We start from the raw sequence: 18,397 nt of genomic DNA on the forward strand, positions 1-18,397 counted from the left end.
GGATTACACCACCTTGCGCGGTTCGATGCGGGATTGCACAAGGCCCGCGACGCGCGCCACCTCAGAGCCATAGGGCAGGCCCTTTTCGCGGTGATAGGCCAGCGCCTGAGCGGCCACCTCCATCTCCGCATCGCCCGCCGTGCGGGCCACACCGCCGAGAAACTGCGCGATATAGTCCAGAAGATTCTTCCCGCCTTCGGTGGTCAGAAGATCGGCGATATGCACGAAATCGTCCTGAAGGGCGATGGGATCGGGGCTGATCACGTCGGAATTGACGGCGTGCAGCCCCTCGGGGCGCACGCCTTCGGGCAGACAGGAGAGAACGCGCTCCTGAAAGGCCCCGAGCGAGGAAATCGGTTTCTCGATAAAGCCGTCCGCCCCCGCCGTATGGGCCAACGTCTCTGCGCCGCTGTCGCCGGACATGCCGAGCAGCACGTCGACACGGGGGCGGGCATGGGACAGCTCGTCGATCAGTTCGGCGCCCGAGCCATCCGGTAGGCCGAGATCGACGATCACCACATTCGGGCGATAGACCCGCAAATGTTTGCGCGCGGCGGTGAGGCTGTCGGCGCGTCGGATGCGTGCACCGGAGCGCAGGCATAACAGGCGCATCGCCTCGGAGGCGAAACGGCTGTCCTCCACCACGAGAACGGTGAGGCCCAGAAGCGGGCGGTCGGCGGTCGGTATCGGTGCGACCATCAGGCTGTCGAGATTGTCGGTCATTTCATGGCTCCATCCAGTGCGAGTCGGATTAAGCCCGAAACTGGTGAATGAGCGGTTAACCAAGCGCCGCACGCGGACGGATCGGCACTCTGTGAGCGCAAACGCCCCCTTGCGGCCTTGCCTGCGGCGGGCGATAACCGGGCAAAGACCCCATCTGGAGGAGAGAAACATGATCGGTCGTCTCAACCACGTCGCCATTGCCGTGCCGGATCTCGAAGCGGCGTCCGCACAATATGCGAATACGCTTGGCGCCAAGGTGAATCCGCCGCAGGACGAACCGGATCATGGCGTGACCGTGGTGTTCATCGAATTGCCGAACACCAAGATCGAGCTTTTGTATCCGCTGGGCGAAAACTCCCCGATCCAGGGCTTTCTCGACAAGAACCCTTCGGGCGGCATTCACCACATTTGTTATGAGGTCGACGACATCCTCGCCGCCCGCGACAAGCTGAAAGCCGAAGGTGCGCGCGTCCTCGGCACGGGCGAGCCGAAAATCGGCGCCCATGGCAAGCCGGTTCTGTTCCTGCATCCGAAGGATTTCAACGGCTGCCTGATCGAGCTTGAGCAGGTCTGATGGCGATCACTTCGGCCATCGTCCTCTATGCGGTGACATGGTTCATGACCATGCTCGTCGCGCTGCCCATCGGTTTGAAAACACAGGGTGATCTGGGCGAAAAGGTCGAGGGCACCCATGACGGGGCACCAGCGAATTACAACCCGAAGCGCAAGGCGCTTTGGGTCACTCTTGTGGCGACGGCGATTTGGGCCGTACTGGTCGCGGTGATCCTGTCGGGCTGGGTGAGCTGGCACGATTTCGACTGGACCGCGAAACTGCCCTCAGTGGCCGACAGTTGAGCTGCCTTCGAGCCGCATGAACATATGGGTGAAGGTGGCCGCGCCCAGCACCGGGATCAGCAGGTTCACAAGCGGGATCGACAGCGGGATCGCCATCAAGGCCCCCGCCAGCCAGATCTCCGGCATATGGCGTTTGCGGGCGGCTTTTGCGCCCTCTCGCCCGAGGCGGCGCATGGCGACCATCTGGAAATATTCGCGGCCCAGCAGAAAGCCGTTCAAGGCCCAGAAAATTACCGGGGCGGCGATGTTGAGGAGCAGGTAGAGTACCAGCGCGATCAGGTTGGCGACCACGATGACGCCAAGAAAGCCCAAAGAATCCATAAGCATATCGGAGAACGACTGGCGCGGCACTTCCGGCAGGCCGGGGTAGTGCACGTCTTCGACCGCCTCGGAGACCTCTTCGAGAAACAGCCCTGTGAAGGCGGAGGCGACGGGGACCATCAGGAACACCGACAGGCCGATCATCAGGAAGAACGAGCCGATGGAGAGCGCGTTGTCGACCCATGTGATTTCGCCGATGAGCGGCAGGGTGAAGGTGTCGGGCACGAAGATGCCGATGACCCAGACGAAGGCCAGATAGATCGCCACAAGAAGCGCGAGGGTCAGACCGAGGCCTTTGAGCAGAACCGATTGAAAACGCTTGTCTCCGAGCTGGCCGATAGCCTTGGCGAAGTCGCTGAACATCACGCGTCCATCCATGTGACGATGGCGGAAAGATCGGGGCGCGGGCGCTCCGGCGGGGCGACGGTTTCGGTGCCGATGTGAATGAGACCAGCGATGCTCTCGTGAGGGGCGAGACCGAGGCCGTCCTCGCAGAAGTCGCGATCAAAAGAGGCCCAGCCCGACAGCCAGTTGGCGCCCCAGCCGGCGGCCAGAGCGGCGTTCAGAAGCGACAGGCAAACGGCACCGGCGGAGTAAAGCTGTTCGATTTCCGGCACCTTGTCGCTCTCTTTCGGAGAGAAGACAACGGCGACGGCAAGGTCGGCGTCGGCATATTGACGATAGGCTTTCTCGATCTTCTCCTCGGGGATTTTGTTCTTTTCAGCCAAAGGGTTGATCATCCCGGCGAGACGCGTGAGGGCGGCTTTCTCCAACACGATGAAGCGCCAGGGTTCGAGCTTTCCGTGATCCGGCGTGCGTGCCGCCGCGGTCAGGATCGGCATCAGAGCATCGCGATCCGGCACAGGGGCGGAGAGCGTTTTTGCAGGACGGGAGCGGCGGGTCAGGAGGAAGTCGAGAGCGGCGGGATTGGGAGCGGGCATGGGAGGCCTTTCATCTGCGGGTCGCCCAACATGTCGTCATTTTTGGAGGTGTTTTCAACCGCTCAGATGGTATGAGAGGCCATGGATAAAGCGGAATTGAAAGCAGCCCTTGAGGCGGCGGTGACAGACGGGCTTTTGGCGGTGCGCGTGACCCCCAAAGCCTCGCGCAATGCGGTGACGGTCGAGGACGGGCAGGTGCGTGCCTATGTGACCACGGTGCCCGAGGGCGGCAAGGCGACGAAAGACGTGATCAAACTGCTGGCGAAAGCCATGGGGCGGGCGAAAAGCGAGCTGGTTTTGCTGCGCGGAGAGACCTCGCGGGACAAGCTGTTTCGGGTGGAGTGAGGGGCGCGAACCGGGGCGAAACCGCTGTCGGCAAAGCGTCGGACTTTTGTCGGACTTTTGTCGGACCCTTGATCGGCGTTTCCCCCATCATTCCTCGATGCCACGCCTTGCCGGACCAAGAGAGCCGCGTTAGGGTCATCGCAAGGCTCGGCCCGCGCCTCCCTCCCTCCACCGGGGAAGTATCCGACATACGGGGCAGTTGATCATCGACACGTCTGTTCGGGCGCACGCATGAGGAGGGATTGCGTTTGGGACCCGGAACGGAGGTTTCGACATGCGGCTTTCCGCACCTGTTTATCATCTGAAACGCCGCGCCAAGAAGATGGCGCGGGATCATGACATTTCATTGCACGAGGCGCTTGACCGGATTGCCCGGCAAGAGGGCTTTGCGCGTTGGTCGCTTTTGGCTGCGGGGCTCGACAGGGCTGAGGCCGGGGCGCTTCTTCCCCGGTTTGCGCAGGGCGATCTTGTTGTGCTCGGGGCGCGGCCGGGGCATGGCAAGACCATACAAGGGCTGCGCGTGCTGTTTGAGGCGGCTGAGGCGGGGCGCGAGGCGGTGTTCTACACGCTGGAACTGACGGAAACAGAGGTGCATCACCGATTGCAAACGTTAAGTAGGTCGAGCGCAGATGGGGCGCAGATCCGAATCGAGACCTCAGATGACATCAGCGCGGCATTCATCTGTGCGGACCTTGCGACAGCGGCGCGTGGCACGGTTGCGGTTGTCGACTATCTGCAAATCCTCGATCAGGATCGCCACAAGCCGCCCTTGGCGGAACAGTTGCGGTCTTTGCGCAACTTCGCGCAATTACGGGGGCTGATTTTGGTCTTTATCTCACAGATCGACCGATCCTTTGCGCCGGGGTCAACGGCTTTGCCCGGGCTGGCCGATATTCGCCGTCCAAATCCCGTGCCCAATGTGTTCTCGAAGGCATGTTTTCTGCATGACGGGATGCTGCGGATCGAAACGGTTGCCGATCTCTAAAGGTCAAGTGCGGGCGTGAGGCTGCGGCCTCACTCCTCGACTGATGTCAGCCGATAGGCACCTTCGGGCAGATCGAGGGCGGCGCCGAGATCGCGGAGCTGTTGCAGGGAAAAGGTGATCTTGTGCACCCGGTCGGTGCGCGGATCGAGCTGTTCCACGGTCACGCATTCGGCGAAGGCCGAGATGATGACATCTTCCTGAAGAGGGGTTTCGCCCTCATCGACAATGGTGACGACTGTGGCGTCGAAATCGTGTTCGATGGTAAACATGAGGCGATGCTGCACCTGCGGCGGGAGAAAAGCAAGACACACGTTGCCGTGAGGGCGAAAGCTGTGGCTGGAAGGCGGTGCCGTGAGCGGATATTTTGCAGCTGTCGTCGGAGGGGAACCGTCATGCGTCGAACACTTGTCAGCGGACTGATCGGGAGCGCCCTGCTTGCGGGCTGCGTCGAAACCACATCTGCGCCGGTCTCCGTGCCGCCGCGCTCCGAGCCTGTCGGCGTGTCGCAAAGCGCGGGGCGCGCGGGGGCGATGACGGTCGCGGATTTCAGGCAGGTGGTGTCGCGGGTCGAGCCGGTGGCGGAGCGCGAATGCCGGACCCGGACCACGGGGGCGAATTGCGATTTCAAGATCGTGGTGGAGAACGACCCGAGCGCGCCGGCCAATGCCTGGCAGACGCTCGACAGTGCGGGGCGGCCGGTGTTGACCTTTACGGTGGCGCTGATTGCGGAGGTGCAGAATACCGACGAGCTGGCCTTTGTCATGGGGCATGAGGCGGCGCATCACATTTCGGGCCATATCGCGCGCAGTCAGGAGAAGGCGCTCACGGGCGCACTTCTGGGCGGGGTTCTGATCGCGGCGATGGGCGGCGACGCCAATGCGATCAGCAGCGCGCAGGATATTGGCGCGACGGTCGGCGCGCGGAGCTATTCGAAGAACTATGAGCTGGAGGCCGATCAGCTCGGCACGGTGATCGCCTATCGCGCGGGCTATAACCCGGTGCGTGGGGCGGAATATTTCACGCGTATTCCCGATCCGGGCGACCGGTTCCTCGGTTCGCACCCGCCGAACGCGCAGCGGATCGAGACCGTTCGCCGGACCATGGCGACGCTGTAATTCCTAACGTTCTCACGGCGTTGTGTGCGAAATCACCGTCTCGCCGCAGCACCGTCCCGGTTTTGCCCCGATCTGTGCCCAGATCGGAGAACGGACCCTGCGTTAACCATAACGCGGGCGCGGACAGGGCTGAGGCAGAGGGCGCAGATGGCGATCGAGATCACCGGTGACATGATTGGCACCTACACCAGCGCCTCGCTCAACGGCACCAATCCGCCCAATCTCGTGCTCACCGTTTCGGGCGTCACGCCCTTGGGGACCTCCTCGGATATCTATTACCTCGACGTGTATCAGAACGTCTCCGACACGTTCACCAACGGCCAGCTTTGGCGGCTGACCGATTCCGAGGGCAACGTGATTGCCGAGGGGATGATCCCCGACAACAACAATTACCAGAACATGGGGGCGGGCGATGAGCATGTGCTGTTCCAGAACGGGTATATCCTCGATATTTCCGGGCTGGACAGTTCGACCATGGTGTATACGGGCGTCGACGAGACGGCGGACCCGGAGGCGGGCAACAACGACGGAGAGTTGCAGATTTCCGAGGTCGAGGCGGCGGTCTGTTTCGCGGCCGGATCGGTGGTGCGGGGGCGACAGGGACCGGTGGCGATCGAGACGGTGCGGCCCGGTGATCTGATCTGGACGCTGGACCACGGCTATCGCCCGGTGCGCTGGGTCGGGTCTTCGGGGGTCGATTTGAGCCGCGCGCCCGATCTTGCGCCGATTGAAATTCTGCGGGGGGCCTTGGGGCAGGGCGTGCCGAGCCGCCCGGTTCTTGTGTCGCCGCAGCACCGGGTGTTGATCACGGGCCATCTGGTCGAGCTTTATGCCGGACTAGAGGAGGCGCTGGTGCCGGCGCGCTGGCTGGTGAACCGGCGGAGCATCCGGCAGCGCAGCGATCTGACCGAGATCACCTATGTGCATCTGATGTTCGAGGCGCATGAGATCCTCGACAGCGGCGGGCTTATGTCCGAGAGCTTCTATCCCGGAGAGACGGCGCTGAGCCTTCTGGAGCAGGATGCGCGAGCGGAGCTTTTCCGCATTTTTCCGCAGCTGCGCCTCTTTGGCGAGGCGGCGAGCGGGCCTCTGGCGCGGCCTGAGATTCGGGGCAGTGTGGCTGCCTTATTCGGTCATGCGGTGTGACACATTCCGAAAATGCGTAAACAACGCCTTAATTTCCATCATGACGACGGCCTGACGGCGAAGAAATGCCCCGAAATCCGGCAATTGATCAGGATCAAGGATTGCAGCCCCCTTGCATGGTCTTTTCTGCGCGGGATGTGAAACGCAACAGATCGGAGGCTGTCATGACCGGGACCAAGGGCTACGAGACGCATGAACGTCTTATGAACCGTATGGCGCAGACACTTGGCGTCGATTTCGAGGAACTGAAGCAACGCGGGCAATGCGACGAGGGGGCGATGGAAAATCGCGTTCATCGCTGCATGGGCTGCACCGACCCGGAGGCCTGCGAGGTGTTTCTCGCGGATCATGACGGGGGCGCGGCGTTTGCACCGGCCTATTGCCGCAACAAGACCGATCTGGAACGCCTCGCCGCGGGCTGAGAGCGTCTCACAAGACAAACTGGAGGAAAGACCATGACGGATACACTGCTGCGCCCGGGTGAGGCCTGCCTGATGCATGGCATGGCGGACCGGCTGGGGGCCGATGTGGTGCGCGCCGCCGCGTCCGGGGAAATCGCTCCGGAGGACCTGTCCAAGATGGAAACCGGTTGTGGGCAATGCACCCAGCACGATGCCTGCATCCTCTGGCTTCTGGAGCATCAGGGGCATCAGGAGCAAGCGCCGGAGTATTGCCTGAATGCGCAGAGACTTTACTTTGTGCGGGCGCTGCAAAACCAGTTGCTCGCCGCCGAGTAGGCGGGAGACATCCGGGATGAGAAAAGGGGCCACGCGGGCCCCTTTTTGTTGTCGACGCGCTCTTCGTGCTCAGTTGCGGGCCGCACCAGCGCCTTGGCCACCGGTGCCGGAGCCGTCTTCCGCGAGGACGGAAAAGGCCTGCATCTGGGCGCGGGTGTCGGGTCCCGCGAGATCTTCGACGGTGCTCGCAGGGGTTGCGCCGGAATAGCCCGCATCTTCGAGCCGGGTGACGAGAATCTCGCCCGTGGTGTCGAAGATCGGCCCCAGCGTGGTCAGGGTTTCATCGGCGAATTTCGAGAAGGCGGCGAATTGCGGCGGGCCGCCACGGGCCTGTGTCTGATCGGGCACGAGATAGGCCCCGACGGTCAGCACGACGCCCAGAACGATGATGGCGATGGCCAGCGGGCGTTTGAAATAGGTCTTGAAGGCGCGCCAGTTCAGGATGACGTGCAGGGCCACGACGACGACCATGGCGAGGCCGATGATCTCGTGCATCCAGCGCCCGGCGGAGGTGATGACATGGAAATACCAGAGCACCCCGGTGACGCCGACGATGGTAAACGTGGCGATGGTCAGGGGGGTAGCGAATTTACGTAACGTGGACATGGCTGCCTCTCTTGCTGTGTCTGCCCTGTTCTACGGGGACGCTTCGCGGTTCCGTCGCTTGCGTCCATAACTTTCCTCGATCATGCTCGCGCGATGGAGGAGGACAGATGAAAGACAAAGCGATCTATACCGCGAGGCGACTGGTCCTGCGCACGGTCTGGAGCATGGAGGGGCTGCGCTATGCGTGGCGCTCGGAGCATTCCTTTCGGACGTGGGTCTGGGCCAATCTCATATCGGCCTGTCTGGCCCTTGTCCTTGATCTGACGGCAGGCGAGCGGGGGCTGGTGATTGCGCTGGGGCTGTTGGTGTTGGCCGCCGAGCTGTTGAACACGGCGATCGAGGATGCGGTGGATTACATTTCGGAGCGCGAGCACCCGCTGGCGAAGACCGCGAAGGATGCGGGGTCTGCGGCGGTGACGGTGACGGCTTTGGCGGCGGGGGTGGCGTGGCTTTTCGTGCTGATCGGGTGAGGCTATAAGGCGCCATGCAGATTTATGACGGCATCATCTCCGACCGCGGCTCGAAATATGCGGTCTCCGGCGGCGCCTGTGGGTCGGAGGCGGAGGCCAAGGCCTTTCTCAAAGAACTTTGCCGCAAAAAGAAATTCGCCAAGGCGACGCATAACACATGGGGCGTTGTGCTCCCCGATGGCATGCCTCTCAAGAATGACGACGGCGAAAGCGGCGCGGGGATGGTGATCCTGCGCATGTTGGAGCGCGAGGGCGTCACCGGCCAGATCGTCGTGGTCACGCGCTGGTATGGCGGTAAACATCTGGGCGGCGACCGGTTTCGCCATGTGCAGGACGCGGTGCGCTATTACCTCGACCGGCTTTAATGTTTTTCGACGGGTTCGACCGGCCCGCCGTGCATCTTCCACGCGGAGAAGCCGCCTGCGACATGGGCGACGTTGGTGAAGCCCATCTCGATGCAGGTTTTCGTGGCAAGTGCCGAGCGCCAGGCGGAGGCGCAGTAGAAGACGAATTTTTTGTCCTCGCCGAACTTGGGTTTGTAATAGGGGCTTTCCGGGTCGATCCAGAATTCGAGCATGCCGCGCGGACAGTGGAACGCGCCGGGAATACGCCCCTCGCGCTCAAGCTCGCGCCGGTCTCTGAGATCGACGAAGACGACACTGTCGTCCTGCGTGAGGAGGATGGCGTCTTGCGTCGGGATCGTTTCGATCACTTTGTGGGCGCTCGCGAGCAGGTCTTTGTAGTTTTTGAGCATGGGGGTCTCCTCTTGGGGGAGAGTTAACCGGTTCGGGGTTTGGAGGGCAATGGTTTGTGCGCGATACCAAGCGATGACATGGTCATCGCTCAGCGCCTGCCCCGCCCCACAGGGCGGGCGCTGACACGCCCACCCTCGGGTCAGGCGCTGGGGTCTTTTTGTGATGTTTGTAGGTCTGTTAATGAGAGATAGCGAAAGCTGTTTAAACTCAGATGACTCTCCACATAGGCGGCTTCAAAGGTTAAGTCTGTGACTGAGAATAAAATATCAATTTTGTTTTTCTGGTCTAATCGAAGGACTTCATTCTTAGGAGTGAGGATTGCGACATCTGCATCGGGCAGGTGTATTTGAGTATTGCTGCTGATCATTTGGGGGCTGATTGATCGCACATGTGGCATATGATGATTTGGGTATATCTCTTTCCATAGATTAAAGGCTGAACAAAAGCGCTCTAAGTTCGTCTCGCTGAATTCAACCCAGAGATCCAAATCTTTCGTCGGTACGTGTTGATGCATTAAGCGTGCTTGGCCACCAATTACAATGAAACGAACCTTGCTTCGATTTAGCTGCTGGAGGAACTCAAGGTGGTAATAATTTAGCATAATATTTTCCGACAACCTTGCTGTTTCTAAAACAAAGGCTGGTACGTCTAAGTATTGCCAACAAAATGGTCTCATGGATCATAAGCAGTACCCGGCGCTTCGCGTCTTCGACGCTCCCGCGCGTTGCCTCCGAGAAATGATCCCCCGGATCATTTCTTTGGGAGGCAACCCCACAAATCATACTCCCCAGCCTCATCAACTTCGACCGTCACCAAATCCCCCACAGACAACCCTTCGGTCCTCTCGTCAATAAACAGGTTCCCGTCGATCTCCGGCGCATCCGCTTTCGTCCGACACGTCGCGATGCCGTCTTCGTCGATGTCGTCCACGATGACCTGCTGAACGGTGCCGACTTTGGTCTGCAACTTGGCTTCGGAAATCGCCTGAGCCTTTTCCATGAACCGCTCCCAGCGGTCCTGTTTGACCTCGGGCGCGATGTGGTCGGGCAGGGCGTTGGAACGTGCGCCGGCGACGTTTTCGTATTGGAAACAGCCGACACGGTCGAGTTGCGCCTCGTCCAGCCAGTCGAGGAGGTATTGGAATTCCGCCTCCGTCTCGCCGGGGTAGCCGACGATGAAGGTCGAGCGCAGCGTGATGTCGGGGCAGACGGAGCGCCATGCGGCAATCTCGTCGAGCACTTTGGCCGAGGCCGCCGGGCGGGCCATGCGTTTCAGGACGTCCGGGTGGCCGTGTTGGAACGGGATGTCGAGATAGGGCAGGACGGCGTTGCCTGCGTCGGCCATGAGCGGGATCAGGTCGCGCACATGGGGGTAGGGGTAGACGTAATGCAGCCGGACCCAAAGCTCGTCGGATGCGCCCAGTTGGCCCAGCTCGCGCGCCAGATCGGTGATGTGGCTGCGCACCTCGCGGTCTTTCCACGGGAAGGATTCGTATTTGCGATCAAGGCCGTAGGCGGAGGTGTCCTGCGAGATCACAAGCAGTTCCCTGACGCCCGCTTCGACGAGTTTCTCGGCCTCGCGCAAGATGGCATGGACCGGGCGCGATTGCAGTTTTCCGCGCATGTCGGGGATGATGCAGAATTTGCAGGCGTGGTTGCAGCCCTCGGAAATCTTGAGATAGCTGAAATGCCGGGGTGTCAGGCTGACGCCGGTGGCGGGCAGCAGGTCGATGAACGGATCGGGCGCGGGCGGCACGGCGGCATGCACCGCATCGAGCACCTGCTCGTATTGATGCGGACCGGTGACGGCCAGAACCTTGGGATGCACGCCGGTGATATATTCGGGATCGGCGCCGAGACAGCCGGTGACCAGAACCTTGCCGTTTTCCTGAAGCGCCTCGCCGATGGCCTCAAGGCTCTCGGCCTTGGCACTGTCGAGAAAGCCGCAGGTGTTGACGATCACCGCATCGGCGCCGGAATAATCGGCGCTGATCTGATAGCCTTCCGCCCGGAGCCGGGTGAGAATGCGCTCACTGTCGACCAGCGCTTTCGGACAGCCCAGAGAGACCATGCCGATGGTCGGCTGGCCGTCACGGCGGTTCGTGTCGAAGACGGGCTTCGGGGCAAGGTCGGGGCGGAGATTTGGCGGGTTCTGGCTCATGGCGGCGATATACTCCGAAAGAAAGGGTCGGGAAAGCCCCCAGAAGAGGCGGGCGTTCGTGTTGGATTTGCCGCGTCGCGGCGGAAAATTTCGTCGCCGGATCGAAAATATTCGCATAGGTTGATGGAGATCACAGACGCGTGATCCCATAATTTTTAGCACAGGCCCGCGGTGTGCGGGTTCGGGCGCGGCCGCAGCGTTTGAGGAGGCGCGGCATCACCCGAAAACCTTGGAAGGATGATAGATGTTCAGGATGGAACACACCCGTGTCGCGGGACCGGTCGTCTTGTGCCTTGCCGCCAGTATTTTGCCGCAGGGGGCCTCGGCCACGGAAGGATATTTTGCATTGGGTTATAGCCCGGCGTCGCGGGGCGTCGCGGGAGCGGGTGTGGCCTATTCGCAGGACGCCATGTCGGGTGCGATCAACCCGGCCTCAGTGGCCAGCGTGGGGCGCGAGCTGAGTTTCGGGTTTCAGGCCTTTGCGCCGTCGCGGGGCTATACCGGCACGGGCACGGGGTTCATCGCCGAGGGCGAGGTCAAGTCCGGCAAGGAGTTCTTCCCGGTGCCGAACGCGGCCTATAACCTGCCGCTCGCCAATGGGGCGGTGGTGAACTTTGCCGCCTATGGCAACGGCGGGATGAATACCTCTTACCCGGATGTGAGCAATGCCAATTGCGGCGGTGGCTCGGGGGTCTATTGCGGTGGCGAGGCGGGTGTCGACCTGACCCAGCTTTTCGTCTCGGTGACCTATGCGCAGAAGATGGGACGGTTCTCTTACGGGATCGCGCCGACGCTGGCGGTGCAGGCCTTCGAGGCCAAAGGGCTTTCGCAATTTTTCAGCATGTCCGTGGATTCCTCGGCGCTCACGAACAATGGCTTGGATTTCTCCTACGGGCTGGGGCTTAGGGTCGGGATGCAATATGAGCTGAGCGATCATCTGACGCTCGGGATCGCGGCGCAGACGAAATTCGACATGTCGGAATTCGACGATTACGCCGGGCTTTTCGAAGGCGGTGGAGATTTCGACATTCCGGCCTCGATCACCGTCGGTCTGGCCTATCAGCCGACGTCCGATCTGGCGCTTTTGCTCGATTATCAGAAGATTTTCTATTCGGACGTACCGGCCGTGGGCAATGCCTCCGACGCGGGCGCGCTGGGCGCCGATGGCGGAGCGGGGTTCGGTTGGGAGGATGTCGAGGTGATCCGTCTGGGGGCCGAATGGAAATCCTCGCCCGACATGACCTGGCGGGTGGGGTATGCCCATGCGTCGAACCCTATCGGATCGGAGGACGTGACCTTCGGCATTCTCGCGCCGGGCGTGGTGGAGGATCACTTCACCTTCGGCGGCTCGCGGCAGATCAATGCCCGCGACCGGATCGATTTCTCGATCTCCTATGTGCCGGAAAACACGGTCACCGGGCCGGTGATGTATGGCGGCACGGCGGAGCTGGAAATGAGTCAGCTTTCGGCGTCGATCGGCTGGACCCGCAGCTTCTGATCGCTGTGGCGCTGAATTTGAGAAAGCCCCTCCGGGGGCTTTCCGCCTGTTCGCACAGAGTCTGTGCGGCGGATTTGGATGTGTGAGGACGGCGTATCGGCTAGGCTGCGGTAAACCGCATGCAACACAGGTCGCCTCATGCTTACCAACACAGCCACCCGTTACGGCGCGCTTGCGCGCTTTTTCCATTGGGCGATTGCCCTTTTGATCCTCACCGACATTGCCCTCGGGCTGATCGGGGAGAACACGCCGCGTACGGCAGAGACCGCCGCCGGGCTCGGGACGCTCTATTCTGCGCATAAAACCATCGGTGTAGCCGTGCTCGGTCTTGCCGTGCTGCGCATCCTCTGGGCGATCACGCAGCCGAAACCCGTGCCGGTGCACCCGGAGCGCAAGGCGGAGACGTTGCTGGCCGAGGTGATCCACTGGATGCTTTATGGCGCGATTGTGATCATGCCGCTGTCGGGCTGGGTGATGCATTCCGCCGAAACCGGCTTTGCCCCGATCCTCTGGCCGTTCGGGCAGGACCTGCCGTTTGTGCCGAAATCCGAAGATGTCGCGCATATGGCGGGGGCGGTGCACGGGCTTTCGGCTTTGGTGATTTATCTGACGGTCGCGCTGCATGTCGCAGGGGCGCTGAAACATGCGGTGATCGAGAAAGACGGCGTGCTGTCCCGGATGTTGCGTGGCACAGATGCGGGTGTCGAGGGGGAGACCCATGCCTCTGCCCTGCCGCCGGTTCTGGCCGCCGTGCTCTGGATTGCCGTTGTGGCCTTTCCCTTCGTGATGCCCGCGCCGGAACGCCCGGATGGGGCCGCCGCGCCGATGGAACAGGCTCAGATGGAACAGGCCGAGCTTGCCTCCGATCTGCCCTCATGGACGGTCGATCAGGGTAATCTGACGATCTCCGTCAAGCAAATGGGCGCGCCGGTCGAGGGCAGTTTCGCGAACTGGAGTGCCGCCATCGCCTATGACGAGGCGACGGGTACGGGCGAGGTGACGGTCACCATCGACACCACGTCGCTCACGCTCGGCTCGGTGACGCAACAGGCTATGGGGCCGGAGTTTTTCAACACAGAAACCTATGCGACCGCCACGTTCGAAGGGGAGATTTCCCGCATCGAGGGCGCATCGCATCAGGCGGTGGGGACGCTGACGCTGGTCGGGCAGGAGGTGCCGGTGACGCTGGCTTTCGACCTGACGATTGACGGCGACACCGCGACGATGAGCGGGACGAGCACGCTCGACCGCCGGGATTTCGGCATGGGCGCGGGCTATGCGGATGAGGGCACCGTGGGATTTGCGGTCGAGGTCGCGACGACGCTGACGGCGGTGCGACAGTAAATTCCGGGTCATTTGGATCAAAAAGAAGGCCGCCGGATCGCTCCGGCGGCCTTTTGAATGCGTGGGCGGGGCGGCTTATTCGGCCAGCATCGCTTCGATGGAAATCTCGATTTCGACCTCGTCGGAGATGTAGGGCGCATACTGACCCATGTCGAAATCGGAGCGCAGCACGGTCAGCTCGCCGTCGAAGCCGAGCCAGGGCTTGTTCATCATCGGGTGCTCGCCCTTCTGGGTCAACTCGGCCTCGATGGTGACGGATTTGGTGATGCCGTTGATGGTCAGATCGCCGGTGATCAGGCCTTCGTTTTCGTCCTCGACGGTGATCGAGGTGGATTTGAAGGAGATGGTCGGGTTTTCTTCAGCGCCGAAGAAATCGCCGGTCAGGAAGTGCGCGGTGCGCTCGGCCCAGCCGGTGTAGAGGCTGTCGGTCGGGAAGGAGACTTCGACGGAAGAGTTCGCCGGATCGGCCTCGTCGAACATGATCGTGCCGTCGAAGCCGGAGAACATGCCGGTGGTGGTGGAGAAGCCGAGGTGTTCATAGGTGAAAACGATCTGGCTGTGCGAAGCGTCGAGGGCGTATTTCACCGGTTCGGCAGAAGCGGCGGTTGCGCCGAGGACGAGCGCGGAAGTCAGAAGCAGGTGTTTCATGTCAAAGCTTTCTTTGGCAGTGTGGTTTGAAGATGGCTGTAAAGCTAGCGTGCTGACCGTGAAGCTCAAATTCCGCAGCGCCAAACAGAGTCTGTGCGCAAAGAAACACGCATATGCAAAAATATGCGAACGCTGTGTGAAAACCGTCCGACTTGGCGCTTGGGAGGTCCGGCGCTCAATAACAGTGTTTGGAGGCATAGCTCCGAACCTCGTCCCTCCAGTCATCGACTTCGGAGACCTTGGATTTTGCATCCTGATAGACGTCCCAGATCGTTTGCATGGCGGAGCTGTTATCGGGATTGCAATCGGCCAGCGCCTCTTCCATCTGGCTTTGGGTGACCCAGAAATCGTCGTTTGCCCCATCGAGCAGACGCAGGGCGGTTTCGATCCGGGAACAGGTCGTGATCATGTCCCCGGCCTCGGCGGCCTGCCGTGTCCGGTTCAGCATGTCGGCAGCCTCGTTCTGTTGATCCACCCCGTCGTTGAAACTGTCGATGCCCCGATTGATCGACCACTGGCAATCGGCGAGGGCGGGGGAGGCAAGGAGAAGGGCGAGGGCGGTGAGGGAGAGAAAACGGGGCATGGAACCTCTTGGAGCAATGTGAGACCAGAGTTTTCTGCCGCAGGGCGTCAGGTCAACAGGAATACTCGGCTCAAGCGCCGGGCATGGCGGTGTTTTTCGTCATTGCCTGAAATTCAGTGAAAACTGGCGATGGAGCAGACGAGAATCGCGAGGATCAGCCAGCGGGCTGTCAGGACGAAACGTTTCGGGGCCATGGTTTTCAGGCGGGTGAAACGCAGGACGTTCCAAAGCACCAGCAGTGCCACGAAAACGAGCTTGAGCGCGAACCATCCGGTGTGGAGATCGATCAGCCCGGTCATGCCGCCGATCCCGGCCATGACCAATCCGCTCAGGACCAGAGCGCCCAGCCCCCAAAGCCCGTATTGGCCGATGGATCTGGCGAGCCCCATCAGGGCGGGCTTTTGTTCGGGAGGGGTCGCGGGCAGGCGGGCGAGCAGGAGCCCCATGATCACATTGGCGCCCGCGCCCACGATAAGCGAGAGAATGTGCAGGAAAAAGAGAGCCTTAAGAAAGAGAATCACAAGGCTCTCCCGATGGGGTGCGGATCAGCGGCGACGGTCGCGGCGCGAGGACATCGGCTGGAACGCGACGCCGACATGCGCCTCGCAATAGGGTTTGCCCGGAACGGAGGGCAGGCCGCAGAACCAGAAATCGTCGGTCGCCGGATCGCCGATGGGCCATTTGCAGGTCTTTTCGGTGAGTTCCATGACGGAGATCCGCTTGGCCTTTTTCTCGACCTCGTTGACCTTGGCCAGAGCTTCGGCGGGGATCTCGTTGGTCGAGGGCTGTGGCGGCAGGGGTTGGCCTGCGGGGATGATCTGGCGACGGGCGGGCACGGCGGGTTTCGGGGAGGCCTCGTTCACCTCGTCCTGCGCTGCGGGTTGGGCCGCGGGTTTCGGCTTGGCCTCGACCTTGGGCTTCACGGCAGGTTTCGCTTTCGGCTGGACGGCGGCGGCGGCGGGTTTGGCGGCAGGCGCGGCACCGGCACCGGCGCGGTTCGACAGGCCGAGACGGTGCACCTTGCCGATCACGGCGTTGCGCGTCACACCGCCAAGTTCCTTGGCGATCTGCGAGGCGGATTGACCCTCGCCCCACATTTTCTTCAACAGTTCGACGCGCTCATCGGTCCAGGACATGGTTCTTCCTTCGGTTGTCATCGGGCCTGTGGTAGTCTTTGGCGCGGCCCCGCACCACTTGGATGATCGCGAATACGATCACGAAAACGATCCTGCACAGGGGTTTTGCAGTGCAGGCGCTTGAGATTTCTGTCTGCCCCCTATTTTAAGCACGGCGCTTGCGGTTACAAGCGGGCGCGCGGGGAATTCCGCAGACAGGGGTCTATAGCAGGGGAGCGCGACAATGGAAATGGCTCAAAATGAACTCCAGATGGGCGTGCGGCGGTTTGGCCGGGTCAACTGGCTTGGACTTTACACGCTCATTGGGCGCGAGATTTCGCGGTTTCTCGCGGTCTGGACCCAGACGCTTCTGGCGCCTCTGGTCACCGCGGGGCTGTTCCTGACGATCTTCACGCTGGCGATCGGCCCGTCGCGCGGCGATGTCATGGGCGTGCCCTTCGTGCATTTTCTCGCCCCCGGCATCCTGACCATGACGGTGATCCAGAACGCCTTTGCCAACACTTCCTCCTCGATCATGATCTCGAAAGTGCAGGGCAATATCGTCGACACGCTGATGCCGCCGCTGGCGCCTTTCGAGCTTGTGGTCGGCTATCTGTCGGGCGGTGTGGCGCGCGGCATGGTCGTGGCCGTCGCGATCTGGACGGTGATGGCGGTGTTCGTCGGGCTGCCGCTGCATCATCCGCTGTTTGCCATTGCTTTTGTGCTCTTGGGGGCGCTGTTCATCGGCGGTCTGGGCGTCTTGGCGGGCATCGTGAGCCAGAAGTTCGACCATATGGCGGCGATCACCAATTTCATCATCACGCCCCTGTCCTTCCTGTCGGGGACCTTCTATTCGGTCGAGACCCTGCCGCAGTGGTTCAAGGTGCTGACCCATCTGAACCCGGTGTTCTACCTGATCGACGGCGTCCGCTATGGCATCATCGGAACCTCGGACAGCTCGCCCTGGATCGGGCTTGCGGTGATGAGCGCGGTGACCTCCGTGGTGGTGTTCATCGACTGGCTGTTTTTCAAACGCGGTACGAAACTGAAATCCTGACGTGAAAATCGCAGAGGAATGCCGGGCGGCCCCATTGTCGCCGGATTTCCACGCTATCGACCCCGGTAAGTCTTAACTTGCCGGGGTTTTCGATGAGTCTCAGCGTGCGTTTCCTGTGTCCTCTTGTCCTGTGTCTCGTGCCGTTTGCGATGCAGGCGGGAGACGGGGCGTCTGAGGCTGCGGATCCGATCGGTTGGGAAGCGGTCGGGCGGCTCGATATGGCCGGGGAAGGCACCTGCACCGGGGCGCTGATTGCGCCCGATCTGGTGCTGACGGCGGCGCATTGCGTGGTGGACAGCGAGAAGATCCCGCTCGGCCCGGAGACAATCACCTTTCGGGCCGGTTTGCGCCATCAGGATTATGTTGCCGCCTCGCGCGGGCTGGCGGTGGCGGTGACGCCGGGGTTCGAGACGGCGGAGCGGGAGACGGGCGATCACCTGCGGCGCGATGTGGCGCTGGTCAAGCTGGCCTCGCCGATCCCGGCGGCACTGGCCACGCCTTACGCGCTGCATGGGCCAACGGGGCCGGAGGGCGATCTGACGGTCGCCTCCTATGGTCAGCCGCAGAATGACGTCATGACCGTTCAGAGGGTCTGTCATCTTCTCGATGCTTCCGACGATCTCTATGCGTTCGATTGCTATATCTCTTACGGTGCCTCCGGGTCGCCGGTTTTTGCCAGAGATCACGGGCGGCTGGCGATTGTCTCTCTCGTTTCGGCGCAGGGGGAGGCAGGCGGGAAGCGGATCGGCTATGGCATGTCGCTTTCGGGGAAAGTCGAGGCGCTCAAACGTCAGCTTACGCAGGGAGGAGCGACGGCAGCGGAACCCGCCGTGGTCCGGCGTATCACGGTCGGCGGCGGAACCTCAACGCGCGCGGTCGGCAATTCGAAATTCCTTTCGGCGGAGTGAGCGGCACCGGGGCTGAGCCGCAAATTTCCTTTGACAGTGCGGGCGGTTTGATCGAAAAGCGCCGTCATGAACATGACCTGCGCAT

General features: G+C 61.7%; 26 protein-coding genes. 14 read left to right on the top strand and 12 right to left on the bottom strand.

Features of this window, described 5'->3' with window-relative positions; all coding sequences use genetic code 11:
- Positions 1-3: 3 nt before the first annotated feature.
- Positions 4-723: a response regulator gene (locus tag V1475_RS09005; protein ID WP_479412478.1), complete on the bottom strand. Its 720-nt coding sequence runs from the start codon at positions 721-723 to the stop codon at positions 4-6.
- A gap of 169 nt (positions 724-892) precedes the next feature.
- Here V1475_RS09005 and mce point away from each other — a divergent pair, with 169 nt between their 5' ends.
- Both mce and V1475_RS09015 read left to right on the top strand, forming a co-directional pair.
- Entirely contained in the window at positions 893-1,297 is a 405-nt protein-coding gene (gene mce, locus V1475_RS09010) for a methylmalonyl-CoA epimerase (RefSeq protein WP_434288486.1), read from the top strand.
- A complete protein-coding gene (locus V1475_RS09015; RefSeq protein WP_479412479.1) occupies positions 1,297-1,578 on the top strand; it encodes a DUF1467 family protein in 282 nt (93 codons plus the stop codon). The genes mce and V1475_RS09015 overlap by 1 nt, the downstream gene beginning before the upstream one ends.
- On the opposite strand, the gene V1475_RS09020 is transcribed toward V1475_RS09015, so the two are convergent.
- Together V1475_RS09020 and V1475_RS09025 are read right to left on the bottom strand one after the other, a co-directional pair.
- On the bottom strand, positions 1,561-2,262 hold the full coding sequence (locus V1475_RS09020) for an EI24 domain-containing protein (RefSeq protein ID WP_434288482.1): 702 nt from the start codon (positions 2,260-2,262) through the stop codon (positions 1,561-1,563). The two genes, V1475_RS09015 and V1475_RS09020, sit on opposite strands and share 18 nt — an antisense overlap.
- On the bottom strand, positions 2,262-2,840 hold the full coding sequence (locus V1475_RS09025; protein WP_479412480.1) for a nitroreductase family protein: 579 nt from the start codon (positions 2,838-2,840) through the stop codon (positions 2,262-2,264). Before V1475_RS09025 ends, V1475_RS09020 begins: the two co-directional genes overlap by 1 nt.
- Before the next feature lie 81 nt (positions 2,841-2,921).
- Between V1475_RS09025 and V1475_RS09030 the strand changes: the two genes are divergently transcribed.
- Both V1475_RS09030 and V1475_RS09035 read left to right on the top strand, forming a co-directional pair.
- Positions 2,922-3,185 (top strand): DUF167 domain-containing protein, encoded by a 264-nt coding sequence (locus tag V1475_RS09030; protein ID WP_479412481.1) that lies wholly within the window; start codon positions 2,922-2,924, stop codon positions 3,183-3,185.
- 274 nt (positions 3,186-3,459) lie between these two features.
- Entirely contained in the window at positions 3,460-4,170 is a 711-nt protein-coding gene (locus V1475_RS09035) for a DNA helicase (protein WP_479412482.1), read from the top strand.
- A 29-nt stretch (positions 4,171-4,199) separates the two neighbouring features.
- Here the strand turns inward: V1475_RS09035 and V1475_RS09040 are convergent, their stop codons facing one another.
- Positions 4,200-4,439, bottom strand: coding sequence for a hypothetical protein (locus V1475_RS09040; protein ID WP_479412483.1), 240 nt, complete (start codon positions 4,437-4,439; stop codon positions 4,200-4,202).
- 123 nt (positions 4,440-4,562) lie between these two features.
- Between V1475_RS09040 and V1475_RS09045 the strand changes: the two genes are divergently transcribed.
- The 4 genes from V1475_RS09045 (at position 4,563) to V1475_RS09060 (ending at position 7,168) form a co-directional block, all read left to right on the top strand.
- On the top strand, positions 4,563-5,285 hold the full coding sequence (locus tag V1475_RS09045) for a M48 family metallopeptidase (protein ID WP_434288478.1): 723 nt from the start codon (positions 4,563-4,565) through the stop codon (positions 5,283-5,285).
- Between the two features lie 147 nt (positions 5,286-5,432).
- Positions 5,433-6,431: a Hint domain-containing protein gene (locus tag V1475_RS09050; RefSeq protein WP_479412484.1), complete on the top strand. Its 999-nt coding sequence runs from the start codon at positions 5,433-5,435 to the stop codon at positions 6,429-6,431.
- A gap of 164 nt (positions 6,432-6,595) precedes the next feature.
- Positions 6,596-6,853 carry a DUF6455 family protein gene (locus tag V1475_RS09055; protein WP_479412485.1) on the top strand — a complete coding sequence of 86 codons (258 nt, stop codon included), beginning with the start codon at positions 6,596-6,598 and terminating at the stop codon, positions 6,851-6,853.
- Positions 6,854-6,886: 33 nt separating this feature from the next.
- Entirely contained in the window at positions 6,887-7,168 is a 282-nt protein-coding gene (locus V1475_RS09060; RefSeq protein ID WP_479412486.1) for a DUF6455 family protein, read from the top strand.
- Positions 7,169-7,237: 69 nt separating this feature from the next.
- Here V1475_RS09060 and V1475_RS09065 read toward each other — a convergent pair whose 3' ends face one another.
- A complete protein-coding gene (locus V1475_RS09065; RefSeq protein ID WP_479412487.1) occupies positions 7,238-7,774 on the bottom strand; it encodes a DUF4405 domain-containing protein in 537 nt (178 codons plus the stop codon).
- A 107-nt stretch (positions 7,775-7,881) separates the two neighbouring features.
- Between V1475_RS09065 and V1475_RS09070 the strand changes: the two genes are divergently transcribed.
- Positions 7,882-8,244 (top strand): diacylglycerol kinase, encoded by a 363-nt coding sequence (locus tag V1475_RS09070; protein ID WP_479412488.1) that lies wholly within the window; start codon positions 7,882-7,884, stop codon positions 8,242-8,244.
- A gap of 14 nt (positions 8,245-8,258) precedes the next feature.
- Positions 8,259-8,609: a YigZ family protein gene (locus tag V1475_RS09075; protein WP_479412489.1), complete on the top strand. Its 351-nt coding sequence runs from the start codon at positions 8,259-8,261 to the stop codon at positions 8,607-8,609.
- On the opposite strand, the gene V1475_RS09080 is transcribed toward V1475_RS09075, so the two are convergent.
- The 3 genes from V1475_RS09080 to rimO form a co-directional block, all read right to left on the bottom strand.
- The gene (locus tag V1475_RS09080; protein WP_479412490.1) at positions 8,606-8,998 is read right to left on the bottom strand and encodes a rhodanese-like domain-containing protein; all 393 of its coding nucleotides are present in this window, start codon (positions 8,996-8,998) and stop codon (positions 8,606-8,608) included. The genes V1475_RS09075 and V1475_RS09080 overlap by 4 nt on opposite strands.
- Positions 8,999-9,138: 140 nt before the next feature.
- Complete coding sequence (locus V1475_RS09085) at positions 9,139-9,600, bottom strand: hypothetical protein (protein ID WP_479412491.1); 462 nt, start codon at positions 9,598-9,600, stop codon at positions 9,139-9,141.
- A gap of 149 nt (positions 9,601-9,749) precedes the next feature.
- On the bottom strand, positions 9,750-11,159 hold the full coding sequence (gene rimO / locus V1475_RS09090) for a 30S ribosomal protein S12 methylthiotransferase RimO (RefSeq protein ID WP_479412492.1): 1,410 nt from the start codon (positions 11,157-11,159) through the stop codon (positions 9,750-9,752).
- 244 nt (positions 11,160-11,403) lie between these two features.
- Here rimO and V1475_RS09095 point away from each other — a divergent pair, with 244 nt between their 5' ends.
- The gene (locus V1475_RS09095; protein ID WP_479412493.1) at positions 11,404-12,657 is read left to right on the top strand and encodes an OmpP1/FadL family transporter; all 1,254 of its coding nucleotides are present in this window, start codon (positions 11,404-11,406) and stop codon (positions 12,655-12,657) included.
- Between the two features lie 138 nt (positions 12,658-12,795).
- The gene (locus V1475_RS09100; protein ID WP_479412494.1) at positions 12,796-14,001 is read left to right on the top strand and encodes a cytochrome b/b6 domain-containing protein; all 1,206 of its coding nucleotides are present in this window, start codon (positions 12,796-12,798) and stop codon (positions 13,999-14,001) included.
- 75 nt (positions 14,002-14,076) lie between these two features.
- Here the strand turns inward: V1475_RS09100 and V1475_RS09105 are convergent, their stop codons facing one another.
- From V1475_RS09105 to V1475_RS09120, 4 genes are all read right to left on the bottom strand, one after another.
- Positions 14,077-14,649, bottom strand: coding sequence for a YceI family protein (locus V1475_RS09105; protein ID WP_434288457.1), 573 nt, complete (start codon positions 14,647-14,649; stop codon positions 14,077-14,079).
- Between the two features lie 175 nt (positions 14,650-14,824).
- Entirely contained in the window at positions 14,825-15,232 is a 408-nt protein-coding gene (locus tag V1475_RS09110) for a hypothetical protein (protein ID WP_479412495.1), read from the bottom strand.
- Between the two features lie 113 nt (positions 15,233-15,345).
- Positions 15,346-15,753 carry a hypothetical protein gene (locus tag V1475_RS09115; protein ID WP_479412496.1) on the bottom strand — a complete coding sequence of 136 codons (408 nt, stop codon included), beginning with the start codon at positions 15,751-15,753 and terminating at the stop codon, positions 15,346-15,348.
- Between the two features lie 24 nt (positions 15,754-15,777).
- The gene (locus tag V1475_RS09120) at positions 15,778-16,368 is read right to left on the bottom strand and encodes a GcrA family cell cycle regulator (RefSeq protein ID WP_434288453.1); all 591 of its coding nucleotides are present in this window, start codon (positions 16,366-16,368) and stop codon (positions 15,778-15,780) included.
- Positions 16,369-16,591: 223 nt separating this feature from the next.
- On the opposite strand from V1475_RS09120, the gene V1475_RS09125 reads away from it, so the two are divergent.
- Together V1475_RS09125 and V1475_RS09130 are read left to right on the top strand one after the other, a co-directional pair.
- Positions 16,592-17,404, top strand: coding sequence for an ABC transporter permease (locus V1475_RS09125; RefSeq protein ID WP_479412497.1), 813 nt, complete (start codon positions 16,592-16,594; stop codon positions 17,402-17,404).
- Between the two features lie 92 nt (positions 17,405-17,496).
- A complete protein-coding gene (locus V1475_RS09130; RefSeq protein ID WP_479412498.1) occupies positions 17,497-18,312 on the top strand; it encodes a trypsin-like serine peptidase in 816 nt (271 codons plus the stop codon).
- The last annotated feature ends 85 nt before the right edge of the window (positions 18,313-18,397 follow it).

The sequence above is a fragment of the Celeribacter sp. SCSIO 80838 genome (genome assembly GCF_056498065.1).

Bases quoted from the DNA above. Each gene is read 5' to 3' on its own strand.
- V1475_RS09080 (WP_479412490.1), bottom strand. From the start codon at position 8,998: ATGCTCAAAAACTACAAAGACCTGCTCGCGAGCGCCCACAAAGTGATC.
- V1475_RS09130 (WP_479412498.1), top strand. From the start codon at position 17,497: ATGAGTCTCAGCGTGCGTTTCCTGTGTCCTCTTGTCCTGTGTCTCGTG.
- V1475_RS09085 (WP_479412491.1), bottom strand. From the start codon at position 9,600: ATGCTAAATTATTACCACCTTGAGTTCCTCCAGCAGCTAAATCGAAGC.
- V1475_RS09005 (WP_479412478.1), bottom strand. From the start codon at position 723: ATGACCGACAATCTCGACAGCCTGATGGTCGCACCGATACCGACCGCC.
- V1475_RS09015 (WP_479412479.1), top strand. From the start codon at position 1,297: ATGGCGATCACTTCGGCCATCGTCCTCTATGCGGTGACATGGTTCATG.
- V1475_RS09110 (WP_479412495.1), bottom strand. From the start codon at position 15,232: ATGCCCCGTTTTCTCTCCCTCACCGCCCTCGCCCTTCTCCTTGCCTCC.
- V1475_RS09105 (WP_434288457.1), bottom strand. From the start codon at position 14,649: ATGAAACACCTGCTTCTGACTTCCGCGCTCGTCCTCGGCGCAACCGCC.
- V1475_RS09060 (WP_479412486.1), top strand. From the start codon at position 6,887: ATGACGGATACACTGCTGCGCCCGGGTGAGGCCTGCCTGATGCATGGC.
- V1475_RS09120 (WP_434288453.1), bottom strand. From the start codon at position 16,368: ATGTCCTGGACCGATGAGCGCGTCGAACTGTTGAAGAAAATGTGGGGC.
- V1475_RS09095 (WP_479412493.1), top strand. From the start codon at position 11,404: ATGTTCAGGATGGAACACACCCGTGTCGCGGGACCGGTCGTCTTGTGC.
- mce (WP_434288486.1), top strand. From the start codon at position 893: ATGATCGGTCGTCTCAACCACGTCGCCATTGCCGTGCCGGATCTCGAA.
- V1475_RS09125 (WP_479412497.1), top strand. From the start codon at position 16,592: ATGGAAATGGCTCAAAATGAACTCCAGATGGGCGTGCGGCGGTTTGGC.
- V1475_RS09035 (WP_479412482.1), top strand. From the start codon at position 3,460: ATGCGGCTTTCCGCACCTGTTTATCATCTGAAACGCCGCGCCAAGAAG.
- V1475_RS09040 (WP_479412483.1), bottom strand. From the start codon at position 4,439: ATGTTTACCATCGAACACGATTTCGACGCCACAGTCGTCACCATTGTC.
- V1475_RS09050 (WP_479412484.1), top strand. From the start codon at position 5,433: ATGGCGATCGAGATCACCGGTGACATGATTGGCACCTACACCAGCGCC.
- V1475_RS09020 (WP_434288482.1), bottom strand. From the start codon at position 2,262: ATGTTCAGCGACTTCGCCAAGGCTATCGGCCAGCTCGGAGACAAGCGT.
- V1475_RS09025 (WP_479412480.1), bottom strand. From the start codon at position 2,840: ATGCCCGCTCCCAATCCCGCCGCTCTCGACTTCCTCCTGACCCGCCGC.
- V1475_RS09100 (WP_479412494.1), top strand. From the start codon at position 12,796: ATGCTTACCAACACAGCCACCCGTTACGGCGCGCTTGCGCGCTTTTTC.
- V1475_RS09055 (WP_479412485.1), top strand. From the start codon at position 6,596: ATGACCGGGACCAAGGGCTACGAGACGCATGAACGTCTTATGAACCGT.
- rimO (WP_479412492.1), bottom strand. From the start codon at position 11,159: ATGAGCCAGAACCCGCCAAATCTCCGCCCCGACCTTGCCCCGAAGCCC.
- V1475_RS09045 (WP_434288478.1), top strand. From the start codon at position 4,563: ATGCGTCGAACACTTGTCAGCGGACTGATCGGGAGCGCCCTGCTTGCG.
- V1475_RS09075 (WP_479412489.1), top strand. From the start codon at position 8,259: ATGCAGATTTATGACGGCATCATCTCCGACCGCGGCTCGAAATATGCG.
- V1475_RS09065 (WP_479412487.1), bottom strand. From the start codon at position 7,774: ATGTCCACGTTACGTAAATTCGCTACCCCCCTGACCATCGCCACGTTT.
- V1475_RS09070 (WP_479412488.1), top strand. From the start codon at position 7,882: ATGAAAGACAAAGCGATCTATACCGCGAGGCGACTGGTCCTGCGCACG.
- V1475_RS09030 (WP_479412481.1), top strand. From the start codon at position 2,922: ATGGATAAAGCGGAATTGAAAGCAGCCCTTGAGGCGGCGGTGACAGAC.